The sequence below is a fragment of the Streptomyces sp. NPDC048637 genome, assembly GCF_040650675.1.
Lineage (GTDB): Bacteria > Actinomycetota > Actinomycetes > Streptomycetales > Streptomycetaceae > Streptomyces.
Window position 1 is genome coordinate 217,247 of the sequence record NZ_JBEZHQ010000002.1, and the last position, 15,121, is coordinate 232,367.

Annotated in this window: 11 protein-coding genes, 1 tRNA gene and 2 pseudogenes; 8 read left to right on the forward strand and 6 right to left on the reverse strand. The window is 68.6% G+C overall.

Annotation, left to right across the window (positions count from 1 at the left end; genetic code table 11):
* Positions 1–753 precede the first annotated feature (753 nt).
* The 3 genes from AB0C46_RS03805 to AB0C46_RS03815 form a co-directional block, all read right to left on the reverse strand.
* Complete coding sequence (locus tag AB0C46_RS03805; protein ID WP_362825449.1) at positions 754–993, reverse strand: hypothetical protein; 240 nt, start codon at positions 991–993, stop codon at positions 754–756.
* Between the two features lie 350 nt (positions 994–1,343).
* Positions 1,344–2,597, reverse strand: a complete 1,254-nt coding sequence (locus AB0C46_RS03810; protein ID WP_362825450.1) for a transcriptional regulator — start codon at positions 2,595–2,597, stop codon at positions 1,344–1,346.
* Positions 2,598–2,890: 293 nt separating this feature from the next.
* Positions 2,891–3,991, reverse strand: coding sequence for a hypothetical protein (locus AB0C46_RS03815; RefSeq protein WP_362825452.1), 1,101 nt, complete (start codon positions 3,989–3,991; stop codon positions 2,891–2,893).
* A 1,538-nt stretch (positions 3,992–5,529) separates the two neighbouring features.
* On the opposite strand from AB0C46_RS03815, the gene AB0C46_RS03820 reads away from it, so the two are divergent.
* The 3 genes and pseudogenes from AB0C46_RS03820 to AB0C46_RS03830 form a co-directional block, all read left to right on the forward strand.
* Positions 5,530–5,931 carry a hypothetical protein gene (locus AB0C46_RS03820; protein ID WP_362825453.1) on the forward strand — a complete coding sequence of 134 codons (402 nt, stop codon included), beginning with the start codon at positions 5,530–5,532 and terminating at the stop codon, positions 5,929–5,931.
* Between the two features lie 44 nt (positions 5,932–5,975).
* A pseudogene (locus AB0C46_RS03825) lies at positions 5,976–6,545 on the forward strand (caspase family protein); the annotation flags it as partial.
* Between the two features lie 570 nt (positions 6,546–7,115).
* Positions 7,116–7,325, forward strand: a pseudogene (locus tag AB0C46_RS03830) (hypothetical protein); the annotation flags it as partial.
* A 195-nt stretch (positions 7,326–7,520) separates the two neighbouring features.
* Here the strand turns inward: AB0C46_RS03830 and AB0C46_RS03835 are convergent.
* Positions 7,521–8,246, reverse strand: coding sequence for a hypothetical protein (locus AB0C46_RS03835; RefSeq protein ID WP_362825455.1), 726 nt, complete (start codon positions 8,244–8,246; stop codon positions 7,521–7,523).
* Between the two features lie 125 nt (positions 8,247–8,371).
* Between AB0C46_RS03835 and AB0C46_RS03840 the strand changes: the two genes are divergently transcribed.
* A tRNA-Met gene (locus AB0C46_RS03840) sits at positions 8,372–8,445 on the forward strand.
* A 149-nt stretch (positions 8,446–8,594) separates the two neighbouring features.
* Here AB0C46_RS03840 and AB0C46_RS03845 read toward each other — a convergent pair.
* Entirely contained in the window at positions 8,595–9,395 is an 801-nt protein-coding gene (locus AB0C46_RS03845; protein WP_362825456.1) for an NAD(P)H-dependent oxidoreductase, read from the reverse strand.
* Between the two features lie 71 nt (positions 9,396–9,466).
* On the opposite strand from AB0C46_RS03845, the gene AB0C46_RS03850 reads away from it, so the two are divergent.
* From AB0C46_RS03850 to AB0C46_RS03860, 3 genes are all read left to right on the forward strand, one after another.
* Positions 9,467–10,549 (forward strand): helix-turn-helix domain-containing protein, encoded by a 1,083-nt coding sequence (locus AB0C46_RS03850; protein WP_362825457.1) that lies wholly within the window; start codon positions 9,467–9,469, stop codon positions 10,547–10,549.
* Positions 10,550–10,886: 337 nt separating this feature from the next.
* On the forward strand, positions 10,887–11,900 hold the full coding sequence (locus tag AB0C46_RS03855; RefSeq protein WP_362825458.1) for a DUF2797 domain-containing protein: 1,014 nt from the start codon (positions 10,887–10,889) through the stop codon (positions 11,898–11,900).
* A 634-nt stretch (positions 11,901–12,534) separates the two neighbouring features.
* Complete coding sequence (locus tag AB0C46_RS03860) at positions 12,535–13,410, forward strand: amidohydrolase family protein (RefSeq protein ID WP_362825459.1); 876 nt, start codon at positions 12,535–12,537, stop codon at positions 13,408–13,410.
* 179 nt (positions 13,411–13,589) lie between these two features.
* On the opposite strand, the gene AB0C46_RS03865 is transcribed toward AB0C46_RS03860, so the two are convergent.
* Complete coding sequence (locus AB0C46_RS03865) at positions 13,590–13,820, reverse strand: hypothetical protein (RefSeq protein ID WP_362825461.1); 231 nt, start codon at positions 13,818–13,820, stop codon at positions 13,590–13,592.
* Positions 13,821–14,358: 538 nt separating this feature from the next.
* Here AB0C46_RS03865 and AB0C46_RS03870 point away from each other — a divergent pair.
* Positions 14,359–15,114 (forward strand): response regulator transcription factor, encoded by a 756-nt coding sequence (locus tag AB0C46_RS03870; RefSeq protein ID WP_362825463.1) that lies wholly within the window; start codon positions 14,359–14,361, stop codon positions 15,112–15,114.
* The last annotated feature ends 7 nt before the right edge of the window (positions 15,115–15,121 follow it).

Below are 15,121 nucleotides of genomic sequence, written 5' to 3' on the forward strand. Positions count from 1 at the left end.
GTCCGTCGAAGGCAGGTACAGGCTGGTCGGTACGGGGTCCGTCCTGGTCGCAGCGGGGAGCTGGGAGCGACCAGGACGGGTACCTAGTGGCAGGGCGCCCCGTGGGGCATGCTGGCGGTTGGCTTACGCAGCAGCCAATGCGCCCACCAGATCGAACGCTTCGCCCTGATCGGCGCTTTCGTCGTCCGTGCTGGCGGGGTTGGGCATCTCGGTGTCGGTCGTGACGGTCTCAGGCTGTTCCGTATCGGACTGTTCCGTCTCAGGCTCCGTACTGACAGGCGTGCCCGTCTCCTCTCTCTTGTTGGTCCCGGCCCAGTTGGACCCGGAGATGTCCGTCCGTCACAGCGGGGCGGGCATCCGCCATCGGTGGACTACCGGCCGTGATGGGTACCGGCGCTCTCGGGAAGTCCCCGCCGATGGCGGAAGTCATAAGGGGCTACCGCTCCCGCGGTAGACGAGAAGTCGACGCTGCATCCGGCGCGAGAGTCTTTCCTTGCGGCAGGCAGCTCTGGGGGCCTAAGGGCTGCTGCGGGGAACGCAACGGCAGGGGTGCTGGGGGGCATGATGTGCCGTCGTGAAGGCGTCGGGGTCTACGTCCGGGGCGCTGGCCGGTACCGGCGCGCTACGGGCCTCACTGGCCCCGACGAGGACCACAGCAGGGCCACCTGCCCCGAGACGAGCGAGGGCAGCGATGGGCCGCCAAAACGGCCAACCGAATCGACGACTCTGGGCGCGGCCTAGCATGCGAGCCGCTCATTTGACCGCCTCGATTGCAGAGGGGTCTGTTGTCCACTCCAGGCCGCCGGCCTCTGGCGCGAGCCATGCCACAGGCGGAGTGTCCGGAACCCTGAGCACAGGGGCGAGATTGTTTTCCTTCACGTCCGGGGCGAGTGCCCGGAGGATGCCGCGTCGATCGCCGTGGGCGTGGTCGATGACCAGGCGACCCAGCAACGGGTGGTCCAAGTGGCCGAGCCCGAGGGTCTGCCTGCTCACGAAGCGCCCCCTCGGTCAGCAGGGAAGCCGCCCGGGGGCATGGCAGCCTCATCCAGAGTGAGGTCGTTGTCCGTCGGCCCGGGGTGCTCCTTCAGGCGAATGAGGGGAGCTGTCCAGCCGTCACCGCCGCCTTCCGGTCGCAGGTGATAGACGGTGGTCCCGGTGTCCTCAGGTAAGGCGACCACGACACCGGGGCGCCGCCGTTCGGTGTCGTATGCGAGATCGCCGCGATCGGGTGCCCATCCAGCAGCTGCATCGGCCAACGCGCGGCGGCGCTGGACGCTCTGTGGGGTGCGTCGTCCTTCCGTCATGCAACAGACAGTAAGGACGCAACTACCCACGAATATGAATCAGGGGAATAGCTCCTGGTCATCCAGGTGAAAACGGCTCGACATTCCCCGCAACTGCTCGCGAGTGGAGGCGCGTTCGGCATAGACGATCTTGCGGAGGGTGGCCCGTGCGATGGGGTGATTGCGGATCAGCTGAGGCGCTAGCCTCTCGGCTTCTCGCAGCTCCCCGAGAGCCTTGTGCCGGTCCCCGTCCCAGAGCCACGCTCGGGCGAGATCCATGCGGTGATGCCCTCGTCGGGAGTTGGGTAGTACTGCCAACTGCTCCGGGTCAGCCTCGTTGTTCAGCCGCAGGGCCTCGGTCTGGTTGCTCATCTCCAGGGCGACGTTGATCCCATGGATGGCCACATTGCCAGCGGAGAACGTGAGCGAATGGCGGTCGTCCACCGGCGGTCCGCTCCTGGCGTCGCCGCGTTCTGCGGCCTGCCGAGCAAGGCCGATGCGGTGATCCGCTTCGGCGGGATTGTTCGCCCGTGCCGCGGAAACAGCCGCACGGAGCTGGAGACTTCCCCAAGCCCGTACGGCGAGCGGCGCACCCTCCTCGTACTGCGATTCGATGCCGAGCAGCGCCTTGTCGGCGAGGGCGGACGCGTCGGCCCAGTCGGCGGTAGCCCACATGTCCCATACCCGCATCCAGTCCGCGACGGCGGGCATCACCGGGTCGCCGGACAACCTGGCCGCCCAGGATGCGCGCTCGCACGAGGTGGCAATCAGCTCGGGATGGCCCAGCGCATGGGCAGCCGTGTGCGCGAACTTGCAGCACACGGCGTAGACGCCGAAGGCTTCTTCCTGCTCGTGGCCGGCCGAGACTTCGGCCAGAGCGTGAGCTTCGCGCAGCAGGTCAGGGAGGCTCCGCAGAATCGCGATGTTCGCCGCTGCATCCCGGAGCCGGTGCAGACGCTTCATCTCCTGCCAGAGTGCGCCCGAGGGGCGGGGAGTCCCGTCAAAGACCGGCGTCAGGTCGTAGCGGCGCAGCTCACGCAGGATGGAAGCCGCAGCGGGCTGCCACTGGTTGTCTGGGGCGGTCCCGACGTAGGGGCGGTCGATCAAGTCGTTCGGGTGGCAGTGCAAAGCGGCAGCGATGCCGTTGATCAGCACAGCTCGGTCAAGCTCGATGTGCCCCTTCTCGACCTTGGACATCCAGCCTTGAGACTTTCCTACTGCCGCTCCTAGATCAGCCTGTGGCATTCCGAGACTGAGCCTACGGCGCTTGATGCGACGACCAATGGCCTCTTGCTCTTCCAACTCGTGCGCCATGCTGGACTCCTGGTTCCGTTCAGGGCTCGACAGTCGAACCGTACTTATCCCGCATGCGGTTGGTGAACGGCAAGTGGCCGATCACGTTCAAGGGGCGCGCCATCTCCACCACTACTCTCATTTCTGTGAACGACTTAACGATGCGGTGCGCAATTTACTACGCTCTAGAGCGTAGTCATCCGGAGTGGGATCATCGCTGCAGTAGGTTCGCGAATTCGCAGTATTGACCTCTTCTTTGTCGCATCTCAAAGGACAGACTCGACTTTGGCTAGTCGCGAAAAGTCGTCAGGGTGTCAAGCCTTGCCTTTCAATTCCAAAAGCCTCGTCGCCTCATCATGCAATCCAGCCTCCCTTAGGTCATTGGAGATGCTATCGACCATCTTCTTGTTGATTGCTGTGAGTAGGGAATTGAGTACGCGAGCAGGATTTATTTGCCCCACAGCAGTTTCATTCATGGCCTGAATGAACTTGACGAGGCGCTGGGAGCCTTCCTCGACTACGGAACGCAGGATCCTCTCTCGATCGCCGTAGAAGTCTTCAGGGAAGCTTCCGGCGGTTGAAAGAGCCATGGTGGGCAATGCGTATCTGCCGACACCTTCCGATAATCTGTCAGCATCCCTCTCTAGGCCCGCAGCGCGCATTGAATAGATTACTTTGGCAAGGTCCAGGCGACTTCCCATGGATTTATCTTTTCCAGAAAGAAGATCGATCGTTTGTTCTGCGTGGTAGTACGCTGCTTCAGAATTGTCCCTTCGGAGGGCTACGAGAAGTTTGGGTATGTCTTCGGGGGGCTGAGTTAGCAGGCAAAAGCGGAAATACCTGGTAGCAACCTCTTCGGCATCATGTGCTTCAATTTCTACGAGGATCTTCACCGCCTGACTTGGTGGCGCGAGAGCAGCTTTCTTTTGAAATTCTAGGTCATTCATGCCAGCTCTATTTATGGCTGTGAGTGTGGCTGGCATCCACTCGTTTAGCGGTTCGTCTTTGCTCTCTCGAATTAATTTTGCAATATCCGTCATCCCTGCATTCAGCAGTGGGGTGATCATCTGTTCCAGGTGCTTCTCCTCTGCTAGGTTCCTTTTTGGGGCGGCGGCAAGGGGAGGTGCGCCCTTTGTTTCCGTCGACATGTTCGCGGCATGGGGCGGTATGGATGCGTCTAGAGCGGTAATCCTTTTTAGCCAAGTGCGTTCACTGTATTCTTCTGGCGGAAGTGTGACTCCGATTGCAGCGGCATACTCGCCGCAGGCTCGAACCAGCGCCAATACCTGTACAATCTTCAGGCCGGAGTTTCCGGCGAACTTGTCGCGGATCGTCGACTTGCTCATTTGCCTATCGGGACCCTGGCGCTTGGTCAACTTTTCCAGCTCCCGTACTGACGGGTTGCCGGAAAGCATGCGCAGACGTTCAAGCTGCTCCACAAGAGACGCTTCACCCATTGACCCGCCCCACCCCTGTCCTGATAAGCCGGTTGATCATGTGTCCAGGACTGTCCGGCAGCGTCCGTGACTGTCCGGAGCCAGAAGGTTCAGGATAGGACTCGTACGGGCTGGGTGTCCGGGATCCAGTGGCAATGTCCGAGGTGGTGGTGGACAGCTCAATGCGAGGGCTTTGCTTGAGTTGTCAGCAACCGACGGGCAAATCACCCGACTTGAGGAGGAAACGAAACAGGTGGACTCGACCATCACACTCTTGGTCCTAGCCGTCTCAGGTGTTGTGAGCGTGGCGCTGCTTGCCGTCAAGGGCTTGCTTGACCAACTGCCAGCTATTTTCGACTCTTGGCACACCGCGCGTCGGGCTTGGCAAGGCTCGCGTCCAACTCCCGCCGCTGACTCCATGCTTCGGGGAAGCCGAAGCAGCAGCGATCAAGGGTAAGTGCAGGCCAGGTCAGTAGGTGTCGGCTCGCCCCAGCCATGCAACCCGAGCATCCTGCAGTTGACCGGCTGCGGGTGGTGACGTTCCGGGACCTCGCCAACGAGTCTCTGCCTCTCGGGCACCTGTGCGAAGTCAACCGGTGCGTGCGTCAATCTTCAGCTGCGGTGGCTGATGGTCCGAGTACGGCAGCATCATCGTCGCCATTTCTAGCGGGGCGTGGTGACGGCAACTCTGATGGCAACGACGCCACACGTGGGCTAACAGCAACGGTGCGCGGTACACACGGCGGACAACCAGGCATCGTCACGGCGCAGCCCCGCCCAAAGCTACGGATCAGAAGGTTGCAGGTTCGAATCCTGCCGAGCGCACAGCAGATCAAAGCCCCCGCCGGGTCATCCGGGCGGGGGTTTTGTCGTGCCGTGTGGCAGCGGAGTGCAGTTACCGGGGCAGCCGGGGCCACCCAGCACCTCGGCTTCGCGTGCCCGTTGTGTGCCCGGTCCAGGGGTAGCGGGGAATGCCAGGTCATGCCGGTGGCATGGCGGCAGCGTGGCTGCGGTGAGGGGCTCATGGAGGCGGGTGGCGCCCGGAGCTACTGCGGGGTGTGTGGTCGGCAGGGGCCCTTACAGCCCTGAGCCCGCTTTGGGGGGAGTGGGCTGGTAGTGGTTGATCAGGCCTGCGTGTTGGTTGGGGCGGGCGGTTCGGTGGGATTCAGCGTGGTCGAACCGGGGCCGCCGTCCGTGCAGCAGGAATGATGCGGTGCGGGAGGCCAGACGGCTGAGGGGGGTTTTCATCGGTCCTCCGTTCGTAGCGTTCGGTACTGCGACCGTACGGAACGCAGGGGGAGTGCGGAGCGATCTGAGTGAAAATTGAGGGTCCGCTTTCAGGTGACTGGTGCTCAAGTGTTGTGTCGTGGGGCGAGTTCTTGTGTGGTGAGGGGAGCTGCGATGGGGCGTTGCCAGGCTCGGGGTGGTGGTGGCCGGGCCTGGGGAAAACCCGGTGGGCGTGGGGGTGCGCTTCTATGATGTGGGCCGGGAGTGGTGGCGACGGAAGGGGCCGGCGGGTGGAGGTCAACCTGTCGTTCGGAGGGGGCGTGGCGGATGCCGAGGGGGCCGGGCTCGCGGAGTCGGCGGCGTCCTTATATCGCTGGCTGGTGGCCGAGCCCGAACTGCGTGGTCAGGCGGAGGTTTCCCTGGGGGCGGGGCAGCCGGAGCCGGGGCATATGGGCGGGGCGCTGGACCTCGTCAATGTCGTGCTCGCCAACAGCATTGCTCTGGGCAGTCTGATCACCGCAGTGGCCACCTGGCGGGGCTCGCGCCCCCGCCCGCCGCAGATCCGGCTGGAGCGGGACGGTGTGGTGGTGACCGTGCAGGACGGCTCTCCCGAGACGGTCGAGCGGATTCTGCGGGTCTGGAACGAGAGCGGTGCGCCCGCTCCGGCGCCGGCGGACGGAGACAGCGAGTAGCCGTGGCCGTTTTGTCGGACCCGGCCCGCTCGGAGGCCGTATTGGTGGGCGTGCATGACTACGCCCACCTGGAGGATCTGCCCGCGGTCGCCCGGAATCTGGTGGGGCTGCAGGAGGCGCTGACCGACTCCGCGGTGTGGGGGCTGGACCCCGACGCGTGCACGGTGCTCCTGCAACCCGGCAGTGCCGGGCAGGTGCTCGACACGGTGCGGGAGCGAGCACGCAGGGCCCGGGACACTCTGCTCGTCTACTACGCCGGGCACGGTCTCACGGACCCGCACACCGACGAGCTCTATCTCGCCCTGCCCGATTCGGACCGCAAACGCGAGTACACCTCGCTGCGGTACGAGTATCTGCGCCGGGCGGTGCTGGGTCCGCAGGCGGGTGCCCGGCGGACCGTGGTGATCCTCGACTGCTGTTACAGCGGACGTGCCCTGCTCGGGCAGATGAGCGCCAGCGAGCACATCGCGGACCAGGCCATCGTCAAGGGGACCTTCCTGCTGACGGCCTGCGCCGAGAACCGGCTCGCGCTGTCCCCGCCCGGGGAGACCTACACGGCGTTCACCGGTGAGCTGATCACGACCCTGACCGAGGGTGTTCCGGACCGGCCCGATCCGCTCGACATGGACACCCTTTACCGGCATCTTCTCGGGACGCTGGTGAGCAGATCCCGGCCGGTGCCCCAGCAGCGCAATCGCAACACCGGAGGCCGTATCGCGATCGCCCGCAACCGCGCCGTTCCGGACGGTGCCGCACCGTACGGGACCGTGCCGCCGTCTGGGCCCTACCCGGCGAGCCTGGCTTCCCGGCAGAGCGAAGCCGAGAAGCGGCTCGCGGAGATGGAACGGCGCGCGGAGCAGTTACGCGTGGAGACCGAGGTGCTGCGCGCGGAGGCGGAGCGCCGGGCCCTGCAGACGGTGGAGACCGCGCGGAGAGTGGCGAACGCCCTGGCCGCCTCCCCGGAACGGGATGTCCAGCCGTTCTGGTTCGCCGTGCGGGTATCCCGTCCGCTCATGGGGCAGGACGGTTCCCTGGAGCCGATGGGGGAACTGGTGCCGGGGATCTGGTACCTCGCCGTCGAGCAGCGGGGCAAGGCCCTCGTCGTGCAGACCGAGGACGGTCGCAGAGGACTGCTGCTCGACGCGGATGGGATCGAGCGTGGGTATTGCGTGGACTACGGGGCAGCCGGGGAGCCGGGCTTCCAGCCGTTCTGGTTCGCCGTGCCGGCGGCCCGCGAGATGGTGCGTGAGGACGGTTCCCTGGAGCCGGTGGCGGAGCTGGTGCCGGGGACCTGGTACCTCGCCGTCGAGCAGCGGGGACCGGCGATCCTCGCACAGTCCGCGGACGGCCGCCGCGGGTTGTTGCTCGACACCGAAGGAATCCAGCGGGGCTGAGCGCCGGTACCGCCCGGCCGGCCGGGCCCGACCCCCTGAGCGCGGCGGGACGCTTGGTTGTGGTTGTGGCTGCGCGGCCGCGACCACGACTGCGGCTGCGGCTGTGATCGCGACGTCTGGCTGGTGGGTGGTGGCTGGTGGCTGGTGGCTGAGGGGTGTGGTGTGCCGCGGCAGGGCCGGGGTGTCCGTGCGTCGTCAGGGGGTGACGTTCAGGAGGGGGGCCAGCTGGTGGCGGACGTGCTGGGCCGTTCGGAGGGCGTCGAGGCCGGCGACGTCCACCGTGAGGACGTTCCAGGGGGTGGCGGCGAGCAGGCGGTGGGTCAGGGCGGTTTCGTGGCGCACGTGGGCGGCGGCCGAGGGGAGGTCGTGGACGGAGCGGGTGCCGGGGGAGGCGGCGAGCTTGGTGAGATACCAGTTCTCCCAGTCGGGGCCCTCGCGGTCGATGGCGCGCCGGAGTGCGGTCGCGGGGTCGTCCTCCAGGTAGACCACGGTCACCCGGGTCGGTTCGACGGCGGTGGACACCTCGTCCAGGACCCGGGCGATGGCGGGCTCGTCATGGCCCCAGGCCACCAGGGACGGGACGAAGGGGATCAGGGCATCGGTGACCAGGACGTCGATACCGGCGGCGCGGGACTCGGTGACGTAGGCGCGGGTGGTGGTGATCAGGGTCTCGGGGCGCACGCTCTGGGCGCCGGCGGCGAACTCCTCGGCCACAGGGCGGAAGGCGGGACGGGTGAGGATGTCGGCCTCCTGGAAGTGGTCGACGGTGGCTCCGGTGTTCCTGATCCAGTCGGCCAGGGAGTGACAGAGGGTCGATTTGCCGACTCCCGGGCTGTTGCCGGCGACCGCAATCAGATGGGAGGCGCCGCCGCCCGTGGGGCGTGCCGGGCGGGTGGGGTCTGTGGGGTGTGTCGGCGTCATGGGGCCAGTTTTGCAAGCGGCGGGCCAACAGGGGGGCGTAGAAGGAAAGTTGGCTGGGGGCCGGGTGGTGGTCAGAGAAACGATTAGGCATTGGCGGGGGAGTCGCGTAGTGTTCATTTCACCGACGCGGGGTGGAGCAGCTCGGTAGCTCGCTGGGCTCATAACCCAGAGGTCGCAGGTTCAAATCCTGTCCCCGCTACTGACGCCGCAGGCCCAGTGGAATCACTTCCACTGGGCCTGCGGCTTTTTTGTGCGTGTGGTCATCCGTCTTTGTGGGTGTGGTCATCCGTCTTTGTGGGTGTGGTCATCCGTCTTTGTGGGTGTGGTCATCCGTCTTTGTGGGTGTGGTCATCCGTGGACCGGTGGTGGCGGGGCCGTGTAGTGGACGGCGGGGCCGGTGCGGGGCGGGGGCAGCTGGGCCAGGTCGGGGTGGAGGAGGAGCTCGTCGTCGTAGTCGCTGCTGTTCTGGTGGCGGAACGGGAGTGGCTCGGTGGTGGGGAGGGTGCGCAGGCGCTCGCGCAGGCGGGTCGCGGTGGTCGCGTAGGCGGTGGGGGTGGTGCGGTCCGCGCCGGGGATCAGGAGGGGCGGGACGACGGAGATCCCGGTGTACCAGAGGGTGCCGTGCTGGAGGGGGAAGAGGAGGTCGTTGAGGTCTCCGTTGACGCCGCGCGGGCCGAGGGTGGCGGCGCGGGCGCCGGCGGTGGTGATGACCATGGCGCGTTTGCCGGCGAGTTTGCCGTCGCCGTAGCGCTGGGGGCGGCCGGTGGCGGGGTCGGTGATGCCGAAGGCGAAGCCCTTGACGAAGACACGGTCGAACCAGCCCTTGAGGATGGCCGGCATTCCGTACCACCAGAGGGGGAACTGGACGATCAAGGTGTCGGCCCAGGCGAGCTTGTGCTGTTCGGCGCGGATGTCGGGGGCCAAGTGGCCGTCCGTGTAGGCGCGTTCCGAGGCCTCGCCCACCAGGAGGCGGTCGGCCGGATCGTGGGCGTAGTCGGCGGCGTCGACCACCGGGTTCCACTTCATGGCGTACAGGTCGGAGACGCGGTGCTGGTGGCCCTGGGCGTCGAGGGCGCGCAGGCCCTCGGTCTTGAGGGCGCCGCTCAGGGAGCGCTGGTCGGGGTGGGCGAACAGCCAGAGGACCTTCATACGGTCCACTCTCCGCGGGAGCGGGGCGCAGGACGAGTGGCCCGATGGTCATAGTGTGCAAGGATCGGGCCATGGGCAGTGGTGTGGAGAGCGGCAACGGTAGCGGGGGCGGCGGCAGTGGTGGGTCCGGGTGGGTGCGGGCCGTACCGGGGAGCGGGCGGCGGCATCGGGTGGCGGTGCTGGTGCGGGACGGGATGCTGCCGATCGAGGTGGGCATCGTGCACCGGATCTTCGGGGAGGCCAGGTCGGCGGACGGGGAAGGGCTGTACGAGCTGGTGACCTGTGCGTTGGAGCCCGGTGAGGTGCGGACGGACACGGACTTCACGGTGAACGTCGCGCACGGGCCGGAGGCGCTGGCGGAGGCTGACACCGTGGTCGTACCTGCCTCCGGGACGGACTACGGGCGGGCGGAGGAGCGGAGCGCGGGGCGGCTGGGGCCGGCGATGGCCGAGGCGCTGGGGCGGATCCGGCCCGGGGTCCGGATCGCCTCGATCTGCACGGGGGCGTTCGTGCTGGCCGCGGCGGGGCTGCTGGACGGGCGGCGGGCGACCACACACTGGCGGTCGGTGGACGACTTCCGCCGGCTGTTCCCGGCCGTCGAGCTGGATGCGGATGTGCTGTACACGGACGAGGGCGATGTGCTGACGGCGGCCGGGGTGGCCTCCGGGATCGATCTGTGTCTGCACATGGTCCGGTGCGACCACGGGGCGGCGGTGGCCAACGATGTGGCGCGGCGGACGGTCGTGCCGCCACACCGGGAGGGCGGGCAGGCGCAGTACATCCGGCGGCCGATGCCGGAGCCGCAGATCTCGTCCACGGGGGTGGCGCGGGCCTGGGCGCTGGAGCATCTGGACCGGCCGCTGAGCCTGCGGGAGCTGGCGGCGCGGGAGTCGATGAGCGTACGGACCTTCACCCGGCGGTTCCGGGAGGAGGTCGGCATTTCGCCGCTCCAGTGGCTGACGCAGCAACGGATCGAGCGGGCCCGGCAGTTGCTGGAGGAGACGGAGCTGACGGTGGACCGGATCGCGGCGGAGGCGGGCTTCGGGACGGCGGCCTCGCTGCGGCAGCATCTGCAGTCGGCGTTGGGGGTGTCGCCGCGGGCGTATCGGAGCACGTTCCGGGGGCCGGGGGGTGGGGGCGGGCTGGTGGCTTGAGGGGAGTTGGTGGGCGGGGGAGTTGATTGCCGGGGAGTTGGTTGCCGGGGGAGCGGTGGCCTGGGGGCGGTGGACTTAGCGGTGGACTTAGGGGCGCGGCGGGTGGGGCCGGTGGGGGTGGTGGTGGCTGCGGGCGGCTGGGGACGGGGGCGGCCGGGGATGGGCGGTGGTGGGCTCGTTGGTCGGGGTCGGGGTCGGGGTCGGGGTCGGCGTCGGGGACGGGGACGGGGCGTGGGGGTGCGGGGCCCCGGGCGAGTGCGGGGTGCGGGGCTGTGCGGGGCTTCAGTGCCGGGTGTGGGCGGGTGGCGTTGTCAGTGGGCGGTCGTACGCTGGCGGTGTGTGGCGATGTACGGGACCGCGCTGGTCAGGCGGCGGGCCGGGGTCGGGGCCGGAGGAGCGGTTCGGGCAGCGGCTCGGCTGGTATTGCGCCGAGCGGGGCGAGGCGCGGGTGAGCATGCTCCCCGCGGGGAAGGCGCTGGCCTTCGCCGCGCAGGGGGAGCGGCTGTGTCTGGGGGTGTGGCGGGCCGGCCGCTGGATTGTGTGCCCGTATGGTGCGGTGCTCGACGGTGCGAGTGCCAGGGATCAGTGTGCGCGGTGCGCCCAGTTGGACCGGTCGCGTTCGGTGGCCGCGGACACCATGGCCGACGATCCGCGTCCGTACGGCGTCTATCTCGCGTACTTCGGTCCCGGTCTCCTCAAGGTGGGGATCACGGCCGTCGAGCGCGGTCCGGCCCGGCTCGTGGAGCAGGGGGCGGTGGCGTACACCTGGCTGGGGCGGGGGCCCCTGATGGCGGCGCGGCGGGCGGAGGCGTTGCTCGGGAGTGCGCTGGCGGTGCCCGACCGGTTTGCGAAGGCGGCCAAACGGGCGGCGCGCGGGGCGCTGCCCCCGGTGCCGGACCGGGCCGCCGAGCTGGCTCAACTGCATCGCACCGCACGGAAATTGGCGGGCTGGCCGGAGACGCTGGAGCCGGTGGAGTTCGCCTGTGCCGACCATACGGAACTGTTCGGGCTCGACCGGATTCCGGGTGAGGTGGCGGAGCTGGGCGGGATGACGTCCGGGGCGGAGATCGTGGGGGAGGTGCTGACCGGGGTGGGGTCCGATGTGTATCTGCGGTTGGCCGGGGTTGGGGACGGGGCCGGGGCTGGGGAGCGGGAGGGGGCTGCTGGGGTTGGTGGGTCGGGTGGGGATTCGGGTGTGGTGGCGGTGATGGATGCGCGGCTGCTGTCGGGGTGGGTGTTGGGGGCGGCTGCGGGAGAGGCGACGACGGTGCCGGTGCGGGCCGCGGCGCGCGGGGCGGGAGAACGGGAGCGGGCGGGGGCGGGGAACGGCGGGCAGGAGGGGTTGTTCTGAGGTGGCTGCCTGGGGCCGTCGGCCGGCCCGGGGCTGTCCGGAGCTGTCCGGGCTCGCTCGCCGGGAACTTCGGGGTCGGTGGTGGCCCTTCCCGCACGGTGGTGGCCCTTTCGGATCGGTGGTAGCCCTTCCGGCTTGGCGCTGCCCCGTCCGGCTCAGTGGTGCGCTGGAGTTGATCGGAAGCGGCTGAGGGGGTTGTTCCGGGCCGGGTGGGGGCGTTTAGATGCTGTGTGCAGGTAGGTGGCGGGGGGTTGGTGGCTCAGCGGGCCGCTACGTGGGCTGCACGGGTGCCGGCCGCTACGTGGGCTGCACGGGTGCCGGCCGCTACCTGGGCTGCACGGGTGCGCTGGCCATACGGGCCGGGTGGGTTCAGGGGCCCAGGGGCCCAGGGGCCCAGGGGCCCAGGGGCCCAGGGGCCTACCTGGGATGCCCGGGGCGCCGGATGCCGGTCGTCGGTCGTCGGGTCGCGTGGATTCCGGGCTTGGCAGTGCCGGGGTGCCGCTTGCCGGAGGTGTTCGGCTGGGAGGCGTCGGAACGGCTGTCGGCGAGTGGTCGGGCCGTGCTGGTCGGGGCCGTAGGGGCGCGGCCGTAGGGGCGAGGCCGTAGTGGTCGAACCGTAAGGGAGGGGCCCGGCGTGGCGGACGGTGATGAGCGGGTCGGCGCGTTCTGGCGGGAGTTGGGGCTGCCGGGGCTGATCGATGTGCATACGCACTTCATGCCCGAGCGGGTGATGGCGAAGGTCTGGGCGTACTTCGACTCGGCCGGGCCGCTGGTGGGCCGGGCGTGGCCGATCACGTACCGGTTCGAGGAGGACGAGCGGCTGGCGGTGCTGCGCGGCTTCGGCGTACGCGCCTTCACCTCGATGATCTACCCGCACAAGCCGGGGATGGCGCAGTGGCTGAACGGCTGGGCGGCCGACTTCGCATCCCGTACGCCTGACTGTCTGCGGACCGCGACGTTTTTCCCGGAGGACGGCGCCGGGGAGTATGTGCGCGCCGAACTTGCCGACGGGGCGCGGGTCTTCAAGGCGCATGTGCAGGTGGGCGGGTACGACCCGGCCGATGCGCTGCTCGACCCCGTGTGGGGAGCCCTCGCGGAGGCCGGGGTGCCGGTCGTCATCCACTGCGGCTCGGGCCCGGCTCCGGGCAAGCACACCGGGCCCGAGCCGATCGCACGGTTGCTGGCCCGCCACCCCCGGCTGCGGTTGATCATCGCGCACATGGGGATGCCGGAGTACGCCGACTTCCTGGACCTCGCGCAGCGCTATCCGGGCGTGCACCTCGATACGACCATGTCGTTCACCGACTTCGCCGAGCGGATCGCGCCGTTCCCGCGGGCGGAACGGAGCCGGCTCGCAGACCTCGGCGAACGCGTGTTGTTCGGCAGCGACTTCCCCAACATCCCCTACGGCTACGCGCATGCGCTGGAGGTGCTCACCGCGCTGGAGTTGGGGGAGGACTGGCTGCGGAGGGTCTGTTACGGGAACGCGGCGCGGCTGTTCGACATGTGAGCGGGGGGAGAGAGGGCTGTGCGGGCCGCCTTCATCATGGTGTCGTGAGGGGTGCGTGGGGGGCTGTGCGGGGCCCTTTCAAGGTGCCGTGGGCGGGATGGAGTTGAGGGCGCTCAGTGGCTTCAGGGCCAGGTCTTCAAAGCCAGGGCTTCACGGCGGGGGTTTCTGGGCGGGGGCTCTCAGGGCGTGCGTGAGGCGGCGGCCGTGGCCAGCTGAGACAGGGCCACACCCAGATCGGCGAGGGTGGCCTCGTCCGCCACGCGTTCCGTAGTGCGGTCGACCTTCGGGCTGATGGCGGGGATTTCGAGGCAGGCAGCCGTCACGACCTCGCCGGTCATCATCCGCAGGACCTCGCGCAACTGGGCGTTGGCGTGGTCACCGCCGGTGGGGAACGGTGAGGCGGTGATCACCGCGACCGGTTTGTTGACGCATTCGCCGCTGCTGACCAGCCAATCGAGGGCGTCCGAGGGAGTCTGCCGTGCGGTCAGGGGCAGGGGAAAGTGCTGGTCAGGGCGATTGTCAGTGGCAGGTGCGATGCTTAAGAAGTGGTGATCGACCTGGACCGCGCGGGGGGCGGCCCAGGTCGGTCCACGGCCGCTCGGCCGCTCGGCCGGGCACGGGGGAACGGGGGAGCGGGCCAGGCCGAGCGGGGGCAGGCCAGGTCCGGCGCCGGGGACGACAGGTCGGCTCGGACGGGGGCGAAGTACGGCACGGGGCGGGTCGGCTTGGGGCCCCGACCCGGCGTTGGAAGGGTGCGGCTGACCGCTGACGGTCGACCGCTGACCGCTGACGGTCGACCGCTGACCGCTGGTGGGCGGGGGCCCGGGGAGGGGGGAGAGACATGGGGGTTTCTCAGGAGATTCACAGAAAGGCGCAAGAGAGCTCTCACGGGGGCGGGCCAGGCTCCAGGGCATGACCGTGACTTCCTCGTCCTCAGTGTCGTTTCGTATGCCGGCTCCGACGTCGTCCTCCAGGGGCGCGCCGGGGAAGCAGCCGGAGCTGTTGCGGGCCGACGGCAGCCCCGTGCGGGTGCTGGTCGTGGACGATGAGTCTTCGCTCGCCGACCTGCTGTCGCTCGCGCTGCGCTACGAGGGCTGGGACATCCGCGCGGAGGGGGACGGCGCCGGTGCGCTGCGCTGCGCCCGTAGTTGGCGGCCGGATGCGGTGCTGCTCGATGTGATGCTGCCGGACATGGACGGGCTGACGGTGCTCGGCCGGCTGCGACGTGAACTGCCGGATGTGCCCGTGCTGTTCCTGACCGCCAAGGACGCGGTCGAGGACCGGATCGCCGGACTGACGGCGGGCGGTGACGACTACGTCACCAAGCCGTTCAGCCTGGAAGAGGTGGTGGCCAGGCTGCGGGGGCTGCTGCGCAGGGCCGGGGCGGCCGCCGCGCGGAGCGCCTCGCGGCTGACGGTGGGTGATCTGGTGCTCGACGAGGACAGTCACGAGGTGTGGCGGGACGGTCAGGAGATCCATCTGACGGCCACCGAGTTCGAGCTGCTGCGTTATCTGATGCGAAATCCGCGGCGGGTGCTGAGCAAGACCCAGATCCTCGACCGGGTCTGGAGCTATGACTTCGGCGGGCAGGCCAATGTCGTGGAGCTGTACATCTCGTATCTGCGGCGGAAGATCGACGCGGGACGGGAGCCGATGATCCATACCCGCCGGGGCGCGGGCTATTTGATCAAGCCCGGTGGGTAACCGGCCG

What these genes read in the sequence shown, in the direction of transcription:
- AB0C46_RS03850 (WP_362825457.1), top strand. Translation starts at nt 9,467, where the DNA reads ATGGGCAGTGGTGTGGAGAGCGGCAACGGTAGCGGGGGCGGCGGCAGT.
- AB0C46_RS03810 (WP_362825450.1), bottom strand. Translation starts at nt 2,597, where the DNA reads ATGGCGCACGAGTTGGAAGAGCAAGAGGCCATTGGTCGTCGCATCAAG.
- AB0C46_RS03845 (WP_362825456.1), bottom strand. Translation starts at nt 9,395, where the DNA reads ATGAAGGTCCTCTGGCTGTTCGCCCACCCCGACCAGCGCTCCCTGAGC.
- AB0C46_RS03835 (WP_362825455.1), bottom strand. Translation starts at nt 8,246, where the DNA reads ATGACGCCGACACACCCCACAGACCCCACCCGCCCGGCACGCCCCACG.
- AB0C46_RS03815 (WP_362825452.1), bottom strand. Translation starts at nt 3,991, where the DNA reads ATGCTTTCCGGCAACCCGTCAGTACGGGAGCTGGAAAAGTTGACCAAG.
- AB0C46_RS03870 (WP_362825463.1), top strand. Translation starts at nt 14,359, where the DNA reads ATGCCGGCTCCGACGTCGTCCTCCAGGGGCGCGCCGGGGAAGCAGCCG.